The sequence below is a fragment of the Acidocella aminolytica 101 = DSM 11237 genome, assembly GCF_900129125.1.
GTDB lineage: Bacteria > Pseudomonadota > Alphaproteobacteria > Acetobacterales > Acetobacteraceae > Acidocella > Acidocella aminolytica.
In genome coordinates this window covers 1-19,704 of sequence record NZ_FQVJ01000026.1, presented here as the reverse complement: position 1 = coordinate 19,704, position 19,704 = coordinate 1, and the positions used below count along the sequence as shown (strand labels likewise).

Here is a 19,704-nt window from a genome sequence, read left to right as displayed (position 1 = left end):
CGGTCAGGCCCTTACGGGCGCCGCGGTTTTGGCGATCACGTCTTCCTTCGTTACGCCGGGGGCGAGCTCCAGCAGCGTCAGCCCACCTTTTTCCTTGTCGCATTCCAATACGCAAAGATCGGTGATAATCAGGTCCACCACGCCCGCACCGGTCAATGGCAGGTCACAGCTTTCCTTGATCTTCGGTGAGCCGTCCTTGGCGTTATGGTCCATCACCACCACCACGCGCTTCACGCCCGCCACGAGATCCATAGCCCCGCCCATGCCCTTTACCATCTTGCCGGGGATGGTCCAGTTGGCGATGTCGCCCTTGTCGGACACTTCCATGGCGCCCAGAATGGCCATGTCGATATGCCCGCCGCGAATCATCCCGAAACTGTCAGCAGAGGAGAAAAAGCTGGAGGTCGGCAGCGCCGTCACCGTCTGCTTGCCAGCGTTGATCAGATCCGGGTCCTCATCCCCACGAAACGGGAAGGGGCCGATGCCCAGCATGCCATTCTCGCTTTGCAGTGTCACATCCACGCCTTCGGGAATGTAATTGGCCACCAGCGTTGGAATGCCAATGCCGAGATTCACGTAATACCCGTCCTTCAACTCCTTGGCAGCGCGGGCGGCCATTTCATCGCGTGTCCAGGGCATCAGGCGGTCTCCTTCTCGCGCACAGTCAGCTTTTCAATGCGCTTCTCGTTGATGGTGCTCTTGATGATGCGGTCCACGAAAATCCCCGGCGTGTGGATGTTGTCCGGGTCCAGCGACCCGGCAGGCACGATCTCTTCAACCTCGGCGATCGTAATCTTTCCAGCTGTGGCCATGTTCGGATTGAAGTTGCGCGCCGTCTTGCGGTACACGAGGTTCCCGGCTTCATCCGCCTTCCACGCTTTCACGATGGAAAGATCGGACCGCAGCCAAGTCTCGCGCACATATTTATGACCCTCGAACTCCTCAACCGGCTTGCCTTCGGCCACCACGGTGCCAACGCCGGTGCGGGTGTAAAACGCCGGAATGCCAGCGCCACCGGCGCGGATACGCTCGGCCAGCGTGCCCTGCGGATTTAGCTCCAGCTCCAACTCGCCGGAAAGGTAAAGCTGCTCGAACAGCTTGTTCTCGCCCACATAAGAGGAGATCATTTTCTTGATCTGCCGGTTGTTCAGCAGCATCCACAACCCGAACCCGTCGGCGCCGCAATTGTTGGAGATCACGGTAAGGTTTTTCACGCCGGCATCGCGGATGGCCGGGATCAGGCTTTCCGGATTGCCGGAGAGGCCAAACCCGCCCGACATGATGGTCATGCCATCAAACAAAACGCCTTCCAGCGCCGCCTTCGGACTCGCGTAGATTTTTTGCATTTTCCCTCTTGCGTTCTAACCTGTAATGGTCGATTATCGGATAAAATATTCGTTAATCGGAGATATCGCGCCGATGGCAGGAGAAGTCAAGGAAAAATCGTCCATGGAAGACCCGCGTTTCATGACCTCCCTGGCCCGTGGGTTGGAGGTTTTGGCAGCTTTCGAGACGCAATCACGCCTCACGGTAACGCAGGCCGCCAAGGCCACCGGGATGTCCCGGTCGGCGGCCGGGCGTTGTTTGTTTACGTTGGAGCGCCTTGGTTATGTGGTTGCCGAAGGCACGAGCTATGCGTTGTGTCCGGCCCTGCTGCCCATGGCACGCGCTTTTTCCGTGGGGAATCCACTGGTCCGCGCAGGGCAGGCGGTGGTGGACGCCCTGCGTGACCGGCTGGGGGAATCCAGCTCGCTCGCCATGTTCGACACACGCAGCCAATATCACTGCGTTGTGTATGTCTGCCGTGCGGAAACGTCGCGCATTATTTCGGTGCCTTTATTCGCTGGCGCTACCTTGCCCAGCTATTGCGCCTCCATGGGGCGGGCCTTGCTGGCTGAGCTGCCGGAGGCTGAGTTGGAGCGGTTTCTCACACAGGCGCCGTTTCCCGCCCGCACCCCGCGAACGCTGACCCAGGCAGCAGCGTTGCGCACGGAGTTGGAGAAGGTTCGCGGCCAGGGGTTTGCTATGATTGATGGCGAGCTGGAAGCTGGGCTGCGGTCGATTGCCGTGCCGGTGCGTGGGGCTGAAGGGCAGGTTGTGGCGGCGCTTAACCTCGCCACCCAATCCGCGCACCGAAGCCAGGATTGGCTGTTACAGACGGCTCTGCCGGAACTGCAGGCGGCTGCGGCGCATCTGGCGCGCGTGGCGCTGGGTTGAACCGTGCTTATGCGGCAGCCAACGGCAGCCCGACATAATTCTCCGCCAGGGAACGCTGCGCAGCCTGCGAGCCTTTGATGTAATCCAACTCCGCCATTTGTAGCTTGCGGGAAAATCCATCCATATCCGGGAAACGATGGGTAATGGAGGTAAACCACCACGAAAACCGTTCCGCCTTCCACACACGTGACAAAGCGCGGGCAGAGTAGCGATCTATCCCCGTGATACAACTGGATTTGTAGAATTCGATCAACCCTTCGGCCAGTACAATCACGTCAGACGCGGCAAGATTCAGCCCCTTGGCGCCCGTGGGGGGCACAATATGCGCGGCATCGCCAGCCAGAAATAGCCGGCCCCAGCGCATCGGCTCCGCCACAAAGGAGCGCAGCGGCGCGATGGATTTCTCGAAAGACGCCCCCCGCACCACCTTGGCGCCGGTTTCAGGGCCAAGCCGCAGGCATAGCTCATCCCAGAAGCGTTCATCCGGCCAGTCCTCAATTTTCTCATCCAGCCCGCATTGCACATAATAGCGGCTGCGCGTGGCTGAACGCATGGAGGCCAGTGCGAAGCCGCGTTCATGGTTAGCGTAAATCAGCTCATGGGCGGCGGGTGGCACATCCGCCAGTACGCCCAGCCAACCAAATGGATAGACGCGCTCGAACACTTGCAGCACCGAAGCCGGAATGCTGGCGCGGCTGACGCCATGGAAGCCGTCGCAGCCAGCGATATAGTCGCAAGCCAGATGATGCTTTCCTTCGGCGTCTTGCCAAGTCACGCTGGGGCTACTGCCATCCAGCCCGTGCAGCGCGACGTTTTCGGCATTCCAGACAATCTTCACGCCGCGTGCCGGGGCGGCGTCGAACAAATCTTTCATGACCTCCTGTTGACCATAGACCGTTACCGTCGAGCCGTCAGTGAGTGCGGCCATATCGATGTGGAAAATCTGGCCATCCAGCGCGAGATTGGTGCCGCCATGCACCAGTCCTTCGCGGTCCAACCGTTCGCTCAACCCCAGCCTCCGGAGCAGGTCAACGCTTGTCTGTTCCAGCACCCCTGCGCGCACGCGGCCTTCCACATAATCACGGTCACGGCGTTCTAGCACCAGGGCATCAATGCCCGCCTGTGCCAGAAGATGAGCAAGCAGCATGCCGGCCGGACCGGCACCGATAATGGCAATTTGCGTTCTCATGGCGGTTTCCCCTTCGCTGCGGGCCCGCTTTATTGGCCCGGTTATAGGGGGGTACTGTAATGCCCGGGTTGTATCTTCCCATGGCGGCGAAGTTATAAAACTTGGATAATTCAACAGGTCAGCATTGCTGCATGAAAGCTATAGGGAGCTTGTCTGCTGTATTCTTGTTTTCGGTATGACATGGTGGGCTGCGTGAGTGCGATAACAGATAACATCCAGTACGATACTGGTGTGTGGAGAAGCATGTGAGCCGGTTCAACAAACAAACCGCGATCGCCCTGCTGGTGGCGGGGACGTTTTTTATGGAAAACCTGGACGCCACTGTGATCACCCCGGCAGTGCCGCAGATGGCGCATAGCTTCGCGGTCAGCCCCGTGGCATTGAATAGCGGTGTAAGTGCTTACATGCTGGCGCTGGGGGTTTTTATTCCCGCCAGCGGCTGGGTCGCGGACAGGTTCGGCGCGCGCCGGATTTTCGGCCTGGCGATTGCGTTGTTCACAGTGACTTCCTTGCTGTGCGGGCTTGCCCAGAGCCTGCCGGAATTCGTGATGTTGCGTATTCTGCAAGGGATAGGCGGGGCGATGATGGTGCCCGTGGGGCGGTTGGTGGTGTTGCGCGCTACCCCGAAGGAGAAACTCATAGACGCCATCGCCATTCTGACTTGGCCTGCCCTTGTCGCGCCTGTGCTGGGTCCGCCTCTGGGTGGCTGGATCGCGGATTATGCCAACTGGCGGTGGATCTTCTATCTTAACCTGCCCTTGGGCGTGGTGGCTTTTATACTGGCTTGGCTGGTTGTGCCGGATACGCGGCATGAGCGCGGGGCGGGGTTCGACTGGCTTGGATTTGCCTTATGCAGCGCCGGCTTGTTCTGCCTGCTTTATGTGGCGGAACTGGTGGGGGCGCCACGTCTGGCATGGTATTTGGTGTTGCTGTTGACCGCTGCGGGAATTGTTTTGCTGGTTATGGCCACCCTGCATTTGCGCAGGGTGACGCATCCGATGCTAGATTTGTCAGCCCTGAAATTGAAAAGCTTTGCAGTCACAATTTGGGGCGGATCACTATTCCGCATGGGGGTCAGCGCTGTGCCGTTTCTGTTGCCGGTGATGTTCCAGATTGGCTTTGGCTATAGCGCTTTCGCGGCGGGCTCTATGTTGATGGCGGTTTTTGCGGGGAATTTGGCGATGAAAACCATCACCACCCCCATCCTGCGTCGGTTTGGATTTCGCCCGGTGTTGATCGTAAACGGGCTTTTGAACGCGTTGGCAATCGCGGCTTGCGCGGTCATTGGCGGTGGCATGCCAGTGCCGGCTATTTGCGCGATCCTGTTCGTCAGCGGTGCGACTCGGTCGATGCAATTTACCGCTTTCAATACGCTGGCTTTCGCGGATGTCCCGCAAGCCGAAATGACTGCGGCGAATACGTTGTTTTCCACCTTGTTCCAACTTGCCATGGGACTGGGAATTGCGCTGGGTGCCATTTCCTGGAGATTGGGGGAGGTGATGGCACCGCCGGATGCGTCGGCCGCCCTGCCGTTTCGCATCGCATTCCTGCTGGTGGCGCTGGTATCTCTGCTGGGTGTTGCGGATTCTCTGACGTTATCGCGTGAGGCTGGCGCTAATGTGTCTCGCGGCAAGCCCGCGAAAGTTTAGGCGAATATTTGCAAATCAGCGCAACTCACTATAATAGAACTTAATTCTAAAAAAGAATTGTAGTCAATGGTGAGGAAGTATGTCCGGTCTTTCGATTGCGGTTTGCGGGGCGGGGGTTATCGGTCAGGCGCATATCAGGTTAATTCAGGCGCTTCCGGCTAGGCGAGGTTGGCTGAAGGGAATTATCGACCCAATGCCCCAGGCCCAGGCTCAGGCTGAGATGTTGGGGGTGAGGTATAGTGAACATCTTGTGCGGGCGCTGGATGAGTGGCGGCCGGATGCGGTCATTATTGCCTCACCAAATGCGCTGCATGTTGAGATGGCGGGAGCTTGCATCGCCCGTAATATCCCGCTGCTGGTGGAAAAGCCGCTGGCGGATAATGTCGCGGACGCATTTGCCCTGGCGCACTTGGCGGAGGAACGGGATGTGCCGCTGTTAGTGGGGCATTTCCGCCGGCATAATCCGGTTATGCGCGCGGCGCGGGATTTGCTGGCCAAGGGTGGACTGGGGCGGCTGGTTTCAGTGAATGCGGATGTGACCGTGTGCAAACCTGACGCTTATTTCAACGTGCCCTGGCGCACCCAGTCGGGCGGCGGGCCGGTATTGATCAATCTGGTGCATGATATTGATGCGCTGCGTTATCTATGCGGTGAAATTGAAAGCGTGCAGGCCGTGACCAGCAATGCGGCGCGGGGCTTTGAGGTGGAGGATACCGCGGCGGTGTTACTGCGCTTTACCTCCGGCGCGCTGGCGACGCTAACTTTGTCTGACGCGACCCCCTCGCCCTGGTGCTGGGACCAGACGTCCGGTGAGAATAAGGATTTCGCGCGGCACCAAGGCCAATGTTATCGGCTGTGCGGAACAGAGGCAGCGTTGGAACTGCCGGGGCTGATCCGTTGGCATTATGCAGGCCAGAAAGGCTGGACACAGCCGCTTTCCGCCCAGCCATTGGCTTATGAGCCGGGTGATCCGCTGGCGTTACAGCTTGACCATTTTCTGCGCGTCGCGCGGCGGGAGGAACAGCCCATGGTCTCCGGCAAGGATGGCGCGGCGACGTTGGCAGCCACCATGGCGGTGCTCGAGGCCGCGCGAACCGGCCGGACCGTAACCCCGGCACGCAATTGCCAGCCTGCCTAAAATTTGGAAAGGAACGGGATATGTCTTCCGTACTCGACCGTGCCCTGAATATTCTTGAATGCTTGGCCCATAGCCCTGGCGGCCTGCAGCTTTACGTGATTGCGGAGCGGCTGGATATACCGCGCAGCGCCGCGCACAGGCTGCTGGCTGATCTTAACCGGCTGGGGTATGTGGAGCAGGATCCGGTTTCAGAAATCTATCGGCTGACGCTGAAAATTTCGGCTCTGGGGCAGACCTTCCTGTCCCTTAACGGGATTCTCGATATTGCTCAGCCGATATTAGATGCGCTGGCGGAGAAGGCGGGCGAGCTTGTGCGGCTTTCTATTGTCAGCAATGAGCGGCTGACTTGGGTGGCGAAGGCGCAAGGGGCGCGGACAGGGTTCCGGTACGACCCTGATGCCGGCGCGGAGGCGCATCTGGCATCAACCTCTTCCGGTCATGCGTGGCTTTCCACCATGTCCGACGAGGAAGCAGTACGGCTGGTGAGCCGCCAGGGCTTTGGTGATCCGCGCCAGTTGGGGCCTAATGCGGTGGCGACCGTGCAGGCGCTGCTACAACGCATCGAGCTAGCCCGGCGGGATGGTTATGCGTTGGTGGTGGAAAATTCCGCACCAGGGCTGTCGGCCATTTCGACGCCGATACGTACAAAGGATGGTGCACGGACGATTGGGGTTTTGAGTATTGCTGGGCCTGCCATGCGGTTGCCGGAGGAGAGGCTGCGCGCGCTGGTGCCGGATCTGCTGGCCTCGGCGGCGGAGCTTTCGGCGGCAAGCCTGGGCTCGGTCTATTTCGGCGGAACTTGGCGGCTGGGCCGGGAGGCAGAGCTTTCCGCCGCGAAGTCCCTGGGTGATTCAGGCTGAGGCGGGCGCTGCAAAAGAATAAAGCCAAGTTGCTTGGTCCGGCCCCTATATGTTGGAAGTCCGCAAACTGGCCAAAGTTCGGGCGATGCCTTGCTCCAATGTTGTGACAGGTAGATCTGTCAGCCATGCAGGTAAGGGGCCGGAGGAAAGTTCAGGCGCGATGGGCATTGGTGGGCCGGCACAGTCTACCTTCGCCTCAGGCGCCAGCGTGGACAGCGTCGCGATGAAAGCCGAAACACTGGCGGTTTCGCCGCAGAGATTGAGGACCTCCGCGCTTTGGCGCTCCGCTTGGATGGCAGCAGCAAAGGTGTTAGCAACGTCCGGACATGGACGAAGCCGACGCGGCTGTTGAATTTGATTTCAAAATGCTGCCCCTGGAGTGCCGCGCGGTAGGCCGACCTAGTGCTGGCGCTCATGCCGGAGCCTTTGCCGGGGCCGTAGACGATGTAAGGCCGAATGCCACTGCCGCCAGTGACCAGCACTCGGCCCATCTCGCGCTGCAGGTTCCGCTGCTCTGATGGTCTTGCCCTGGCGTTTCCCTTTTTCTTGACTAGGCGTGGCCTCCTCCATGCCGTCTGATAAATGGGAGGAAGCCGGTGCATCCTTAAAGGCTGCCGGTTAAATGAGTAGCGGCGGCGTAAGCGAAGGCCAGGCCGGGGCCCACTGTTATGCCGGGGCCCGGATAGACGCCGCCCATGACGGACTGCATGTCATTCCCCACCGCATAGAGACTGGGAATGGGAGTACCGTCGCGTTTCATGACCTGGGCGTAGGCGTTAGTAACCATGCCGGTCGCGGCCCCGATATCGCCCGGCAGCAGCCGCACCGCGTAGAAGGGCGCTGCGGTGATGGGGCCGATATTAGGGTTTGGGCCGTGCGTGGCATCGCCATTCACGCGGTGATAATCTGTGCTGCCGCGTCCGAATTCCGTATCCACCCCGGTGCGGGCAAATTCGTTCATGCGCTTCACACTTTCCTCTAACCCCGCCGCATTGATGTCGAGCTTATCGGCAAGAGCGGAAAGAGTTGGGGCTTCCACCAGATAACCGTCATCTAGGAAGGGTTTTAGCCGACGTCCGCCGGGGCGGACCATGCCGAGCCCGTATTTACGCAGCGCCTCGGCATCCGCGATCAGGAAAGCGGGGATGGTGGGCACGGTTTTGTTGGACTCATACATGGCGCGGGTGAAGAGATGATAGGAGGTAGACTCGTTGACGAAACGCCGTCCCGCCGCGTTTACCGATATAGTGCCAGGCTTGCCGCGGTCCAGCACGAAGTGCGGGAACACGGCGGTAGTGCCGTCCGCCCGGCGACGGATGGAGACCGGCGCCCAAAAGGCATTGTCCATGGCACCTTCGCCGTAATGCGCGCCGAGGGACAAGGCTAGATCGTGGATCTCGCCCGTATGGCCTGGTGCGCTGGGGGAATAAGCGGCGGTGGGTTGGAGCAGCATCTCCGCGCGACGGGTGGGATGGCGATTGAAGCCGCCCGTGGCCATCACCACGCCGCGCTGGGCTATGATGTCCAACACACGGCTATTCTGGCGCAGGCGGACGCCAGTGATGCGGCCGTTTTCGTTAAGCAGCGTTTCGGTTTCCGTCTGGGTGACGATGTCTGCACCTGTTGCGTCCAGCGAGGAGAGCAGACGGCCAATGAGGGCGTTGCCCATTACTAACCTCGTGCCGCGCTTATGGGTGAGGCGGTCGATCCCGTAGCGGCCGATGAGTTTGGCGGCGTAGAGAAAGCTTTCAGAGGTCTTCGTCATCTTCAGAAGATGGGCAATGTCGTCCCGGTCGATCATCAGTCCGCCGAGAATAGTGAATTCGGGGATGGGCGGGCGAATGAGATCCAGCCGTTTGCCGAGCTTGCGGCCATCGAAGGGAAGAGGCTCCAGGGCGCGGCCGCGTAATGTAGCGCCAGGGGCGTCCTGGATATAGTCCGGGTGCAAGGGGCGGGCGCGGAATTGTACTTGGGTTTCGCCTTGCAGTCGGGCAATAGCCTGCGGGCCCCAGTGCAAAAAGGCATCACGCATGGTCGCGTTCGAATGGTTACCAACGGTTTCGTTCAGGAAGGTTCGGGCTTGCGTAATATCGTCTGGCGGGGCGCCGACGCTGGCGGCAAGCAGGGAGCCCGGTACCCAGGCAGTTGCTGCGGAAAAGGCGGTGGTGCCACCGAGATATTCCGTACGTTCAACTAGCAAGGTGGAAAGACCGTTGAGCCGGGCGAAGAGGCAAGCAGCCATGCCTGCCCCTCCAGAGCCCAGCACGATGACGTCATAGGCGGATTTCATGGTGTGGCCTTCTCGGCAATTTTGCGGGCGGCGGCGAGGCATTCCTTCGCCCAGTTTAGCGGGCCGCGCGCGGGGGCGAGTTTGAAGTTGGGAAGTTCGACGCTAAGCGGCAGTTCCGGCGGCAAAGCGCCGAGCATACCGAGAATGTCGATACCGCCAGTGCCAGGGAGCAGACGCTCCTGCCGGGCGGTTTGGATAAGACCTTCGACGGTGGTGGGGATTTCCGCCGGGGCGTCGCAGATTTGGCCATAATGCAGCAAATTGCGTGGAATGGCGGCGACGGCCTCCGGCCCGCCGGAACTGCGGCCGTAATGCAGAGCGTCCACAAGGATGCCAGCATTGGCGGGGGTACCGGCGGCTTTCACCAAGCGGCGTGCGGCGGCGATGTCGGGCACCTCGGTCCACGGCATGAACTCGATGTCGCCAGTTAGGTTGCGTGGCGCGGCGGCCTCGCAAAAGGCGGCGTAGCTGGCGGCAAGGCGAGATTGGTCAGGGTCGTCCCCTGCCACAAGCACGGCGCGCGCACCGAGGGTGGCGGCGTTGTCCAGGAAGGGGAAGGTGGATTCAACCCGGAAATCCGGACCGAGACGGACGATTTCGACATCGAAGATTTCGATGCCGGTGTCCTTCAGCCGGGACTGGGTTTCGCGCAGCAGCGGGGCGTTATTGGCGAGGTCGTAGAACACCCCGCCGGGGGAGGCGGGGAGCAGGCGCAGCCCTGCATGGGTATAGCCCGCAGCGTGGGCGGTTTCGATGACCGCCGGCGGCGGCAAGTTGAGAACTGTTAGATGGGCGAGGGAGTAAGGGCGCATCTTAGGCGGCCTGAGTGTTGCTGGCGGACGGGGTGTAGAAATCCAGCATCAGTTCACAAACGCTGTTAAACATCTGAATGCCTGTACGGGTGCCGCAGCCGAGCGATTTGGCGGCTTGCAGGAAGGGCGTTTCCATCGGGGCGGTGATCACGTCCGCCGCGAAGGCGGTGGGAGACAGGCGGGAGACATCAACCGGCAAAGGATCGCTCGAGCGCATGCCGGACGGGGTGGCGTTGACCACGATGTCGAACCCCGATGGGTCCGCGCTACCTTGGGTGAGGCGGCCATCGGCGACAGGGGCAAGTTGGGTAAGAAGAGTGTTGCGGCGTTCCGCATTGCCATCGTGAATGGCGAGTTCTGTCACGCCGGCGTCGAGAAGTGCCATGGCGATAGCGGTGCCGGCTCCGCCTGCCCCCACTAGCAGAACGCGCTTGCCCTGGGGCGCGCCGCCGCCACGGATGAGTGAGACGACGAAGCCCTCGCCATCGAAAATATCCCCATACCAGCTACCATCCTCGTTTCGGCGTAGCACGTTGACGGTGCGCATGAGCTTGGAGCGGGCAGAACTGGTGGCACAGAGGTCGTAGAAGGCGAATTTATGCGGCACGGTGACGATAAGGCCGGTAAGGTTCTTGGCCAGCGAAACGCCGGTAGCGAAAGTCGTGAGATTATCGGGCGTGACATGGAAAGGCACGACGATGGAATTGAGCCCGCGCGCGGTTAGGCCAGCTGTCATGCCCGCAGGGGATTTTACCTGAGCGATAGGGTCACCGACGATGCCAATGACAGACGTGGCGCCGTTGAGGGAGGTTGTTAGGTTCATTTGAACGTTTCCTTGGGGCTTTTGGCTTCAGCGCAGCGGGGAAATGGTTGTGGGCACGTAAAGACCAGAGACCATTTCAGGCGTAAGCCACACGGCGCTGCGCGGTGGCCAAGCACCGGCGGCCACGGATTCAGCTCGCTTGGCAAAGCGGGCATTGGCATCCGCGTAAGGCCAGATATGGGTGATACGGGGCGTGCCATCCAGCCCGTAAAGCGCGATGGTTAGCGGGGAGATAGCGGTGCGTTCGGCCAGTTTCTCTGCCCAGCCTTCGAAGGTGGGCAACAGGCCCCCGGTTTTTAAGACATAGCTTCGGATTTCATAAAGACTGCCCAAGCTACCGGGTTCCACGGGCGGAAGGTCGGGGAAGGGGGCGTAGCTTTCCATCTCCAGCCTGGTGAGGAATTCCGCGGCGCCGAAAGGGTTTGAAGCGGTGAGGCCGCGCTGACGTTCCTGCTGCAATTCCGCGTCATTCTCGAATTCACGGAGGAGGACGAGTTTGTTCAGGTTGCCGACATCAGAGACCCAGGCGCCGAGCAGGCGGCCTTTGCCTTCCTTTACATAAGCTTCGGCACCCTGGATGAATTTCGGAGCGCTGCCCATCTGAATGGAGAGGGTGGCGAGCTCATAGCGTTTGGTCATTTTCTAACTTTCCTGTTGATTTGCGATGAAATTGGCGGCGAGCCAGCCGAAGGTCATGGCCGGACCGAGTGTGATGCCGCCGCTGGGGTAGTGGCCGCCCATGATGCTCGACATGTCGTTGCCGACGGCGAAGAGGCCGGGGATGGGCTGGCTGTTTTCGTCCAGCACGCGGGCGTGTTCGTCCGTATCCAGTCCAGCGAAGGTGCCGAGGCTGCCGGGGACTATTCTCACAGCGTAGAATGGCGCTTTGGCGATGGGTGCGAGGCAGGGATTAGGGCCGATATCCGGGTCGCCGCTGACACGCTGGAATAGCGTAGAGCCACGGCCGAATTCAATGTCCTCACCGCGTGTCACGCCTGCATTATGGGTGGCGATGGTCTGGGTCAGAACTGTTGGATTAATGCCGCAGGCGGTGGCCAGGTCCGTGATGGTTTTGCCACGCTTCAGATACCCTTTGCGCAGATAAAAACCTTTCGGAACTGGGAAGGGCTTGACCGCGCCGAGACCGTAGCGATGGAGGAAGATTGTGTCGCAGATGAGCCAAGCTTGCACAGGCTCGCCTGGTGGTAAGGCGGCGAAAAGAGCGCGCATGAAATCATGATACGGGCCCGATTCGTTCGCGAAGCGCTTGCCGTCGGCGGTGACGGCGATGAGACCGGGCTTGGCGCGGTCAACAAGATGAGGAAATCGGCCGGTTGTGAGGTCACGGCGCGGGGGTAAGGAGACAGGTGACCATGCGCCGGAATCGGCAAGGTCTTCCCGCACATGGCCGCCTGCTTGCTCACCCAGGCGCAGGCCCCCACCGTTATTTTCTTGCGGCGCGGCGGAGGCGTGAGGCGTACCGGTGCTTGTGTGCGGAAAGTGACTTTGCTGGCGCAGTGTGTCGTGTGGGAAGCCTCCGGTGGCGAGAATCACCGCCTGGGCTTTGATAGGACAAGTGCCTTGTGGGCCAGATAGAATGGCGCCGGTGACACGACCATTTTCAATAGTCAAGCGTGTGGCCTCTAGATTTTCATGCAATGCCACCCCCTTATCAGCCGCCGAGCGAAGTAGTCGGGCGGCGAGGGCGTTGCCGTTAACGAGTTGCGTGGATCGTCGGTGGATGACGAGATCCTTCAAATGCCTAGTCACGCGTCTTGAAACATGTAGAAAAGATAATGTCTTTCTGGTGGCGTGCAGGAAATGGTAAAGATCCGCTCCGGAGGCGATACCCATGCCGAGGAAGGTCGTTTCGGGAATCGGCTGGCGTAGCCTAGAGAGAAGCGGGCCGAGCACATTGCCGTCATAAGGCGCAGCGACCATGGAGCGTCCACCCTTGGCCGCAGCCGGCAACTGGCCATGAAAATCTGGTGCCGCGGAACCCGGCAAGAATTTGACTTCTGTATTGCGGATGAAAAAGTCGGCCATTTGCGGGCCGGCTTTTAAATAGGTGTCGATTTTGCGGTCGTCATATCGTTTGCCCAGGATATTGCGCAGATACTGGCGCGGCTCTTCCTCCGATTCCTCAATGCCGGCGGCGCGGACATCCGGATTGTGGGGCACCCAGAGCCAGCCGCCAGAAAAGGCGGTGGTACCGCCGAACTGTGGAGCCTTTTCCGCGACCAGCACGGATAGCCCGCGCACGGCGGCTGTAACGGCGGCGGCAAGCCCTGCGGCGCCGGAACCAATGACGAGCACGTCCACCCGGCGGACTGGTGGCAAGTTGGTGGCGTTTTCGACCATTTCCCCTCTTTTTGCAGCTATAACGCGGCGGTTATCAGTTAATAGCCCAGTATCAAGCTAATTAATGGAATTCAATTCCATAAAATAATCATGACAGATATTTTTAGCAAATGAAATAACATTCCATATTGTGCTTGTGTTTCTTTCTGTGATAGTGGAGGAAGTGCATAATGCTGCATGCCAGAAGGCTAATAATGAGAGCCGTAGCATAAAATTGCACCGGGAGGGTTTTAAAGCGAACTAAACAGGTGTTACATAAATTGGGGACTCGAAGTGTCAGAGATGCTTTGGGCCGCTGACCGCTTGGGGCGGAAGAAAACGACAAAAACATCAAGACGAGGGAACCATGAATCACGATAAGACTCAGCCGTTTCTCATGACTGGCCGCCGCCGTCTGTTGGGGGTGGCTGCAGGAGCGGCAACGGCCTCGACGTTGGCGATGCCGCATATCGCACGTGCGGCGGAGCCGATTCGTATTGGCCTGTTGCAAGCGAAGGAAGGCTCCATTGCAGTGCAGGCGCAGTATCTCCAACAAGGGACTTTTTTGGCGCTGGAGCAGTTGAATAATGAGCTGCTGGGGCGGCCGGCAGAGATTGTGTGGGATGACGAACCCTCCGCACAGGGGGCAGGGCAGAATGCACTGCAATTGATTCAGCAGAATAAGGTTGTCGCGCTGCTGGGCGGGTCGCTCAGCTCCGACGCGTTGGCCGAAGAAGCCGTTGCTGGACAGCATAAGATTCCGTTCGTGATCAATAATGCTGCGGCGGAGGAAATCACGGGGGCGAAGTGCAATCCGTACACCTTCCGGCTGCAGCCGCCTGTACCGGTGCAGGCAGCGGCGATGCTGCCTTATCTGCAAAGCATTGGTAAGCGCTGGTACTTTATTACTTCGTCTTATGCGTTTGGCCAAGACATTGCGTCCTCGTTCAAAAAGCTTCTGGCCGGGATTGGGGGAACAGTTGTAGGGGATGACTCCGTACCTTTGGGTAGCTCAGATTTCAGCTCTTACATCCTCAAAATTCGTGAAGCTAAGCCGGATTTAATCATCGGTGGTCTGACCTCCGCGGATCTGTCGAACTTCTTGAAGCAATGGAAGCAGTTTGGGATGAGCGATAAGATTCCCTTCACTGAAATTGCGGTGGGGGATACGGATCTTTGGGCTGTGGGCAAGGATAATGTCGCTGGTACATATACGACGTTGTGGTATTACAAAGACCCAAATAACTCACCTTCCGACAAGGCTTTTGCCGCAGCCTATCAGGCTAAATATAACCGTCCGGCCGCAGATAAAGCTTGGATGGGCTGGTATTCAGCAAAAATTTTATTCCAGGCGATAAATGCAGCGGGGTCAACCAAACCTGATGCCATTGTTGAAGCACTGCAGAATTGGCATGAGGAGGATGGCGGTATTACCGTGCATTTTGATAAGTGGAATAACCAGCTTGTGCATCGCTTCCTGGTTGTGGGTGTGAAAAAGCATATTCCAGATAATTGGAACTATTTCGATGTCCTCCGCTCAATTCCTGAAAATAATGAAGCAGCCGAAAAGGCTTTTGGCACGGCGGCGGACAGTGCCTGCCATATGACGCCGCTGTAACGGGGAGAGAGGAGTCTCCGCCATGCTCGATATGATGATCATGCAGGCTGGAAACGGTCTTGCATTGGGGTTTCTATATGTTTTGATCGCCCTGGGGCTGTCTATTATTTTTGGCCTGCTTGGCATCGTTAATTTCGCACATGGCGTGTTCTTTGCGCTGGGAGCTTATTTTTCACTGACCTTGTTCAATCTAATGGGGTGGTGGGGGATACCGCTGGCCTTGGTCATTGTCTGCGTGATCGGCATGATAACTGAAGTTCTGCTGATCCGCAGACTATATGATAAAGAACCATTAATAAGTTTGGTTGTGACATTTGGATTGGCATTGCTGGCGGAAGCAGTGATCCGCGCCATTTGGGGCCCGCAGGGACAACCATTTAGTGCGCCAGCCTGGTTGAATGGCGTTATCATAATGGGGCCGTTCATTATTGCCAGCTATCGTGTTGCGATCATGGTGTGCGCCATCGTGATTTTGTTCGGGTTCTGGATGTTTATGAACTTCACGCCTTTTGGGCGGGTTTTGCGCGCCGGGTCACGTGATCCGCAGATGGTTCAACTGCTTGGAATTAATTTGCCGCATGTTTTGACGGGCACGTTTGGGCTGGGCTGTTTGCTGGCGGCTATCGCTGGTTTCCTCGCGGCGCCGATTTGGACAGTGGCGCCGACAATGGGAACAAACGCGATTATGCCCGCCTTTGTCGTGGTCACCATTGGTGGGCTTGGCTCTTATGCGGGAGCCATCGTGGCCGGGCTGGCGGTTGGTCTTGTACAATCACTAACGATTCAATTTCTGCCTGAAGCCTCCACGGCTGCGATGTATATGCTGATGGCTGTTGTGCTGCTGCTGCGTCCGCGGGGATTGTTTGGCGAGCAATGGGAGCGCTTCGAATGAACGCCGTTCTGAAAAATCCCGTCCTGATCTTGGGGGCGGTTCTGGTGCTTCTTGGGTTCATTGGCCCCGCGGTCGGTATGCCGTTAAGTAAACTGACCGAAATCGCAATTTACGTGTTGTATGGTTTCGGCGTGAATATGCTGGTTGGCTATACCGGGCTGGTGCCTTTTGGGGCTTCTGTGTTCTTTGGCTGCGCCACCTATTTTGTTGCGGTATTCATGATAAACACGGGAGATAATGAATTTCTGGCACTAGGATTTGCGGTGTTGGCATCTCTGGTGTTGGCGTTCCTGCTTGGCCTGCTTATTCTGCGACGCCGTGGTTTGTATTTTTCATTGCTGACTCTCGCAGCTTCACAGATTGCATTTGAGGTTGCTTTTAAATGGACGGCTGTTACCGGCGGTGAGAATGGCTTACAGAATGTCCCGCTTTCCGTGCTGACAACGCCTTTACGGCTTTACATTTTTACAGTTTGTCTTGCTGTGGCTGTGGTTGGTCTGTTGTGGCGTCTAGCACATGCGCCGTTCGGCAGGGCCTTACAGGCGTTGCGGGATAATGAACAGCGTATGTCCTGCCTGGGTTATAACACCGGGCACCTCAAGCTGGTTGCGTTTTGCTTGTGCGGTGTAGTGGTGGGGATTGCCGGGGGGTTGCTGGCGCTGTTGCTGCAAGGAGCGTATGCGGACAATCTGGGCTGGGAGCACGCAGGTGATGCTCTGCTGATGACGGTCCTAGGAGGCGTACACCAGTTTTTGGGGCCACTTTGGGGTGCTATCGTCTTCATTACACTTCAGGACAGGCTCTCCTTGCTGACCGCGAATTGGTGGCTGATCTTTGCGCCGATTATCATGGGGTTTGCTCTTGCTTCACCTGAAGGCATTCAAGGAATGGTGCAGCGTTTGATTGGAAAGTCACGATGGACGCTGACTCGTAATGAAATTCCAAACCGTCCGGAGGTGATTGCTCCTTATCAGCCGAGCTTTAAAGGTGTGGACATGAATGTACCTGTTTTGACAGTACGTAACCTTACCAACCGATTTGGTTCGCTTTATACAGCTCGCAATATAGATCTTGATGTAATGCCGTGCCAACTGCACAGCTTTATTGGTCCGAATGGCGCAGGAAAGACCACTTTTTTTAATCTTCTAACGGGGTTGCTTAAGCCAACTGAAGGACAGATCAACTTTGCCGGAAAGGAAATTACGGCACTGAAGCCGTACCAGCGGGTAAGGATGGGGCTGAGTCGTTCATTTCAGATTGTAAGTGTATTCAAGAATCTAACGGCGTTTGAAAATGTCCGTATTGCCGTGCAGCGCAGGCATAAGTTGAGTCCAATTCAGTATTTTCACGATGCATACAAGATCGATCAGATCAATGCACGGACCTGGACCTTGCTGGCAGCCGTTGGGCTTGATCAAAGGGCAGCGGAAATATGTTCAAATCTGTCGCATGGCGAGCAAAGACTTCTTGAGATTGCAATTTCCCTAGCGACAGATGCGAAGCTGTTGCTGCTGGACGAGCCGCTGGCCGGGCTTGCGCAGGCGGACCGGCAGGTAGTCGGTGCTTTGATCCGCCGCTTGGCCGACGCGCATGCGGTACTTTTGATAGAGCATGATATGGATCGCGTGTTGACGCTGTCTGACCGAATTACTGTGTTGCATCAAGGGGCCCTGATTGCGGATGGAAAGCCGGCTGAAGTTGCTGCAAATCCTGCTGTGATCGATGCGTATCTGGGGGCCGAGAAGGAAGCTGCGCATGAAATTCACCCAATGGAGCAGGCCAAAATCGGCAAACCGGTCCTGGAAGTAAAAAACCTCACGGCGGGCTATGCAGGCAGCGTGATTATTGATGGCGTCAGTTTCACGGTACGCGAAGGCGAGGCAGTCGCCATTCTGGGTCGTAACGGTGTGGGTAAGACCACGACGCTGAACAGCCTGATGGGCAGTGTAGATATCAGCGGCGGTGAGATTCTACTCGACGGCAAGGACATTACAGGCCGTAAGCCGTTTGAGATCAACCGGCGCGGGCTTTCCCTGGTGCCTGAAGGGCGGCGTTTGTTCCCGAACCTCACGGTTCTGGAGAATCTACGTTTGGCCATGCGTCCAGGGGGAGCATCTTTGGAAGACGTGTATGAGCTGTTTCCAAAATTAAAAGTGCTGTCACGGTCTCGAGCTTCGGCTTTGTCCGGAGGGGAGCGGCAGATGGTGGCAGTGGCCAGGGCGCTGATGGTTCCAAGCCGTATCATTCTTCTCGACGAACCATTTGAAGGCTTGGCCCCCTCAGTGGTGAAGGAAGTGATGGAAGCGGTTGTAAAGCTGCGCAGCAAGGCGAGCTTGATTATCGTAGAGCATCACGCGGAATCGGTCTTGTCGATTGTAGACCGTGCCGTAGTGCTGGTTAATGGTCAGGTTGCCTATGAAGGATCTTCAGAGGCGTTGGCCGCAGACGAAGCGCTACAGGCGAAGCTTCTTGGCGTAGTGCATGCTGACGCTGCGTAGCTGAAGCGACTAATTTTCTGAATGAGATGCGCCGGGTGCCAGGCTTGGCACCCGGACAGGAGAGGCGTGACCTCAAAATATCGGCACAATGGGAGGAAATCTTATGAATAATAAAAGACTACAGCAATTACTTCTAAGTGGCATAACAGCTTTGGGTTTTGCGTCAGTTGCCCACGCGCAGAGTTCTTTTATTGACAGTTTTCTGACACGTCCGACGATGACGGGGAACTGGAATGGCGGTCGGACGAAGCTTGAAGATGCCGGTTTGACCTTCAAAGGGTTCTATGACGGCAATTTTGCGGACGCCTTTTCCGGCGGCAAGCGGCAGGGCAATGGCTATGCGCAGCAGCTTGGCTTTGGCGTGAACCTTGATATGGGTAAACTGTTTGGGCTGCAGGGGGGAACGCTGCATATTGCCTTCAACCAGCGTCAGGGTCGCTCTGTCTCGTCGGACTTCATCGGCAACCGTCTAGCGGTGCAGGAAGTTTACGGCGCGGGTGAAACGCTACGCCTCACCGAGCTCTCTTATGAGCAGAATTTCGACCATGGCGTGGTCAACACCAAGGTGGGATTCGCGCCGATGGGTAACGACTTTGGCGAGATCGAGGATGGCTGCGACTTCCAGAACGTTGGCTTCTGCGCGCATGCGCAGAACCTGCCAGCGTCTTCCGGCTGGTCGGATTACCCCACAGGAAAATGGGGCGGGCGGATCAAGATTACGCCAGTGCCATCTCTCTATCTCGAAACCGGCGTGTATGATGTGAACCCCGGCTATTACGAGAAGAATAATGGCCTGAAGATCAGTATGTCCGGCTCCACCGGCGCGCTGATCCCCGTTGAGGCCGGGTACAAGATGACGCTGGGCGGCTTGCCTGGCGAGTACAAGGTTGGCGCTTATTACGATACCAGCGATGCGGCTTCCGTCACCAACAGCTCTGACATGCAGAGCGGGCGCTATGGCTTTTATGCCATCGGCCATCAGATGCTGGTGAATTTCGGTACACCGAAGAGGGGGTTGGTTGCCATTGCCATGGTCTCTTATTCCGATCCGACCACAGCATTGTTCCAAGGTTCCGTGCTGGGCGGGTTGATCGCGCAAGGCCCCTTCGCCTCACGGCCGAATGACTTTATCGATCTAGGCTATGTCCGCGCCATTCTCAACAAGCGTGCCGTGGACGCGAAGGAAGCAGCGTCAAACGGGACTTTAACCAACCTGTCCACAGGCGAAGGCGTTCTTGAATTTGGCTATGGCTTCCGCGCCACGCCCTGGCTGACTATCCATCCGAATATGCAATATGTGATGGATCCAGGCACGTTCTCCTACACCCATATCCCCAATGCATGGGTCTTCGGCTTGCAGGTGAAAGCTGTACTGTAA

General features: G+C 57.9%; 17 protein-coding genes. 9 read left to right on the top strand and 8 right to left on the bottom strand.

Annotated features, from left to right (window positions below):
• Positions 1–3: 3 nt before the first annotated feature.
• Positions 4–639 carry a 3-oxoacid CoA-transferase subunit B gene (locus tag BUB54_RS13370; RefSeq protein ID WP_048878027.1) on the bottom strand — a complete coding sequence of 212 codons (636 nt, stop codon included), beginning with the start codon at positions 637–639 and terminating at the stop codon, positions 4–6.
• Positions 639–1,346, bottom strand: coding sequence for a CoA transferase subunit A (locus BUB54_RS13365; RefSeq protein ID WP_048878028.1), 708 nt, complete (start codon positions 1,344–1,346; stop codon positions 639–641). The genes BUB54_RS13370 and BUB54_RS13365 overlap by 1 nt, the downstream gene beginning before the upstream one ends.
• 103 nt (positions 1,347–1,449) lie before the next feature.
• Here BUB54_RS13365 and BUB54_RS13360 point away from each other — a divergent pair, with 103 nt between their 5' ends.
• Positions 1,450–2,217 carry an IclR family transcriptional regulator domain-containing protein gene (locus BUB54_RS13360; RefSeq protein WP_052948318.1) on the top strand — a complete coding sequence of 256 codons (768 nt, stop codon included), beginning with the start codon at positions 1,450–1,452 and terminating at the stop codon, positions 2,215–2,217.
• Positions 2,218–2,224: 7 nt separating this feature from the next.
• Here the strand turns inward: BUB54_RS13360 and pobA are convergent, their stop codons facing one another.
• Positions 2,225–3,406, bottom strand: a complete 1,182-nt coding sequence (gene pobA, locus BUB54_RS13355; RefSeq protein ID WP_048878030.1) for a 4-hydroxybenzoate 3-monooxygenase — start codon at positions 3,404–3,406, stop codon at positions 2,225–2,227.
• 245 nt (positions 3,407–3,651) lie between these two features.
• Between pobA and BUB54_RS13350 the strand changes: the two genes are divergently transcribed.
• The 4 genes from BUB54_RS13350 to BUB54_RS13335 all read left to right on the top strand — a co-directional run bounded on the left by BUB54_RS13350 (position 3,652) and on the right by BUB54_RS13335 (position 7,571).
• Complete coding sequence (locus tag BUB54_RS13350) at positions 3,652–5,055, top strand: DHA2 family efflux MFS transporter permease subunit (protein ID WP_241869330.1); 1,404 nt, start codon at positions 3,652–3,654, stop codon at positions 5,053–5,055.
• A gap of 79 nt (positions 5,056–5,134) precedes the next feature.
• Complete coding sequence (locus tag BUB54_RS13345) at positions 5,135–6,193, top strand: Gfo/Idh/MocA family protein (RefSeq protein ID WP_048878032.1); 1,059 nt, start codon at positions 5,135–5,137, stop codon at positions 6,191–6,193.
• Between the two features lie 20 nt (positions 6,194–6,213).
• Complete coding sequence (locus BUB54_RS13340; protein ID WP_048878033.1) at positions 6,214–7,053, top strand: IclR family transcriptional regulator; 840 nt, start codon at positions 6,214–6,216, stop codon at positions 7,051–7,053.
• A 326-nt stretch (positions 7,054–7,379) separates the two neighbouring features.
• Entirely contained in the window at positions 7,380–7,571 is a 192-nt protein-coding gene (locus BUB54_RS13335; RefSeq protein WP_048878034.1) for a hypothetical protein, read from the top strand.
• Positions 7,572–7,657: 86 nt separating this feature from the next.
• Here BUB54_RS13335 and BUB54_RS13330 read toward each other — a convergent pair whose 3' ends face one another.
• The 5 genes from BUB54_RS13330 to BUB54_RS13310 are packed head-to-tail and all read right to left on the bottom strand — an operon-like array spanning position 7,658 to position 13,339.
• Positions 7,658–9,343 carry an FAD-dependent oxidoreductase gene (locus BUB54_RS13330; RefSeq protein WP_048878035.1) on the bottom strand — a complete coding sequence of 562 codons (1,686 nt, stop codon included), beginning with the start codon at positions 9,341–9,343 and terminating at the stop codon, positions 7,658–7,660.
• Complete coding sequence (locus BUB54_RS13325; protein WP_048878036.1) at positions 9,340–10,155, bottom strand: sugar phosphate isomerase/epimerase family protein; 816 nt, start codon at positions 10,153–10,155, stop codon at positions 9,340–9,342. The genes BUB54_RS13330 and BUB54_RS13325 overlap by 4 nt, the downstream gene beginning before the upstream one ends.
• Position 10,156: 1 nt before the next feature.
• Positions 10,157–10,978 (bottom strand): shikimate dehydrogenase family protein, encoded by an 822-nt coding sequence (locus BUB54_RS13320; protein WP_048878037.1) that lies wholly within the window; start codon positions 10,976–10,978, stop codon positions 10,157–10,159.
• A 27-nt stretch (positions 10,979–11,005) separates the two neighbouring features.
• On the bottom strand, positions 11,006–11,617 hold the full coding sequence (locus BUB54_RS13315) for an NIPSNAP family protein (RefSeq protein WP_048878038.1): 612 nt from the start codon (positions 11,615–11,617) through the stop codon (positions 11,006–11,008).
• Positions 11,618–11,620: 3 nt separating this feature from the next.
• Positions 11,621–13,339, bottom strand: coding sequence for an FAD-dependent oxidoreductase (locus BUB54_RS13310; protein WP_048878039.1), 1,719 nt, complete (start codon positions 13,337–13,339; stop codon positions 11,621–11,623).
• 439 nt (positions 13,340–13,778) lie between these two features.
• Here BUB54_RS13310 and BUB54_RS13305 point away from each other — a divergent pair, with 439 nt between their 5' ends.
• The 4 genes from BUB54_RS13305 to BUB54_RS13290 all read left to right on the top strand — a co-directional run bounded on the left by BUB54_RS13305 (position 13,779) and on the right by BUB54_RS13290 (position 19,704).
• A complete protein-coding gene (locus BUB54_RS13305) occupies positions 13,779–14,936 on the top strand; it encodes an ABC transporter substrate-binding protein (RefSeq protein WP_244890787.1) in 1,158 nt (385 codons plus the stop codon).
• Positions 14,937–14,958: 22 nt separating this feature from the next.
• Positions 14,959–15,828 carry a branched-chain amino acid ABC transporter permease gene (locus BUB54_RS13300; protein ID WP_048878041.1) on the top strand — a complete coding sequence of 290 codons (870 nt, stop codon included), beginning with the start codon at positions 14,959–14,961 and terminating at the stop codon, positions 15,826–15,828.
• The gene (locus BUB54_RS13295) at positions 15,825–18,326 is read left to right on the top strand and encodes a branched-chain amino acid ABC transporter ATP-binding protein/permease (protein ID WP_082075601.1); all 2,502 of its coding nucleotides are present in this window, start codon (positions 15,825–15,827) and stop codon (positions 18,324–18,326) included. The genes BUB54_RS13300 and BUB54_RS13295 overlap by 4 nt, the downstream gene beginning before the upstream one ends.
• Before the next feature lie 217 nt (positions 18,327–18,543).
• Positions 18,544–19,704, top strand: coding sequence for a carbohydrate porin (locus BUB54_RS13290; RefSeq protein ID WP_048880517.1), 1,161 nt, complete (start codon positions 18,544–18,546; stop codon positions 19,702–19,704).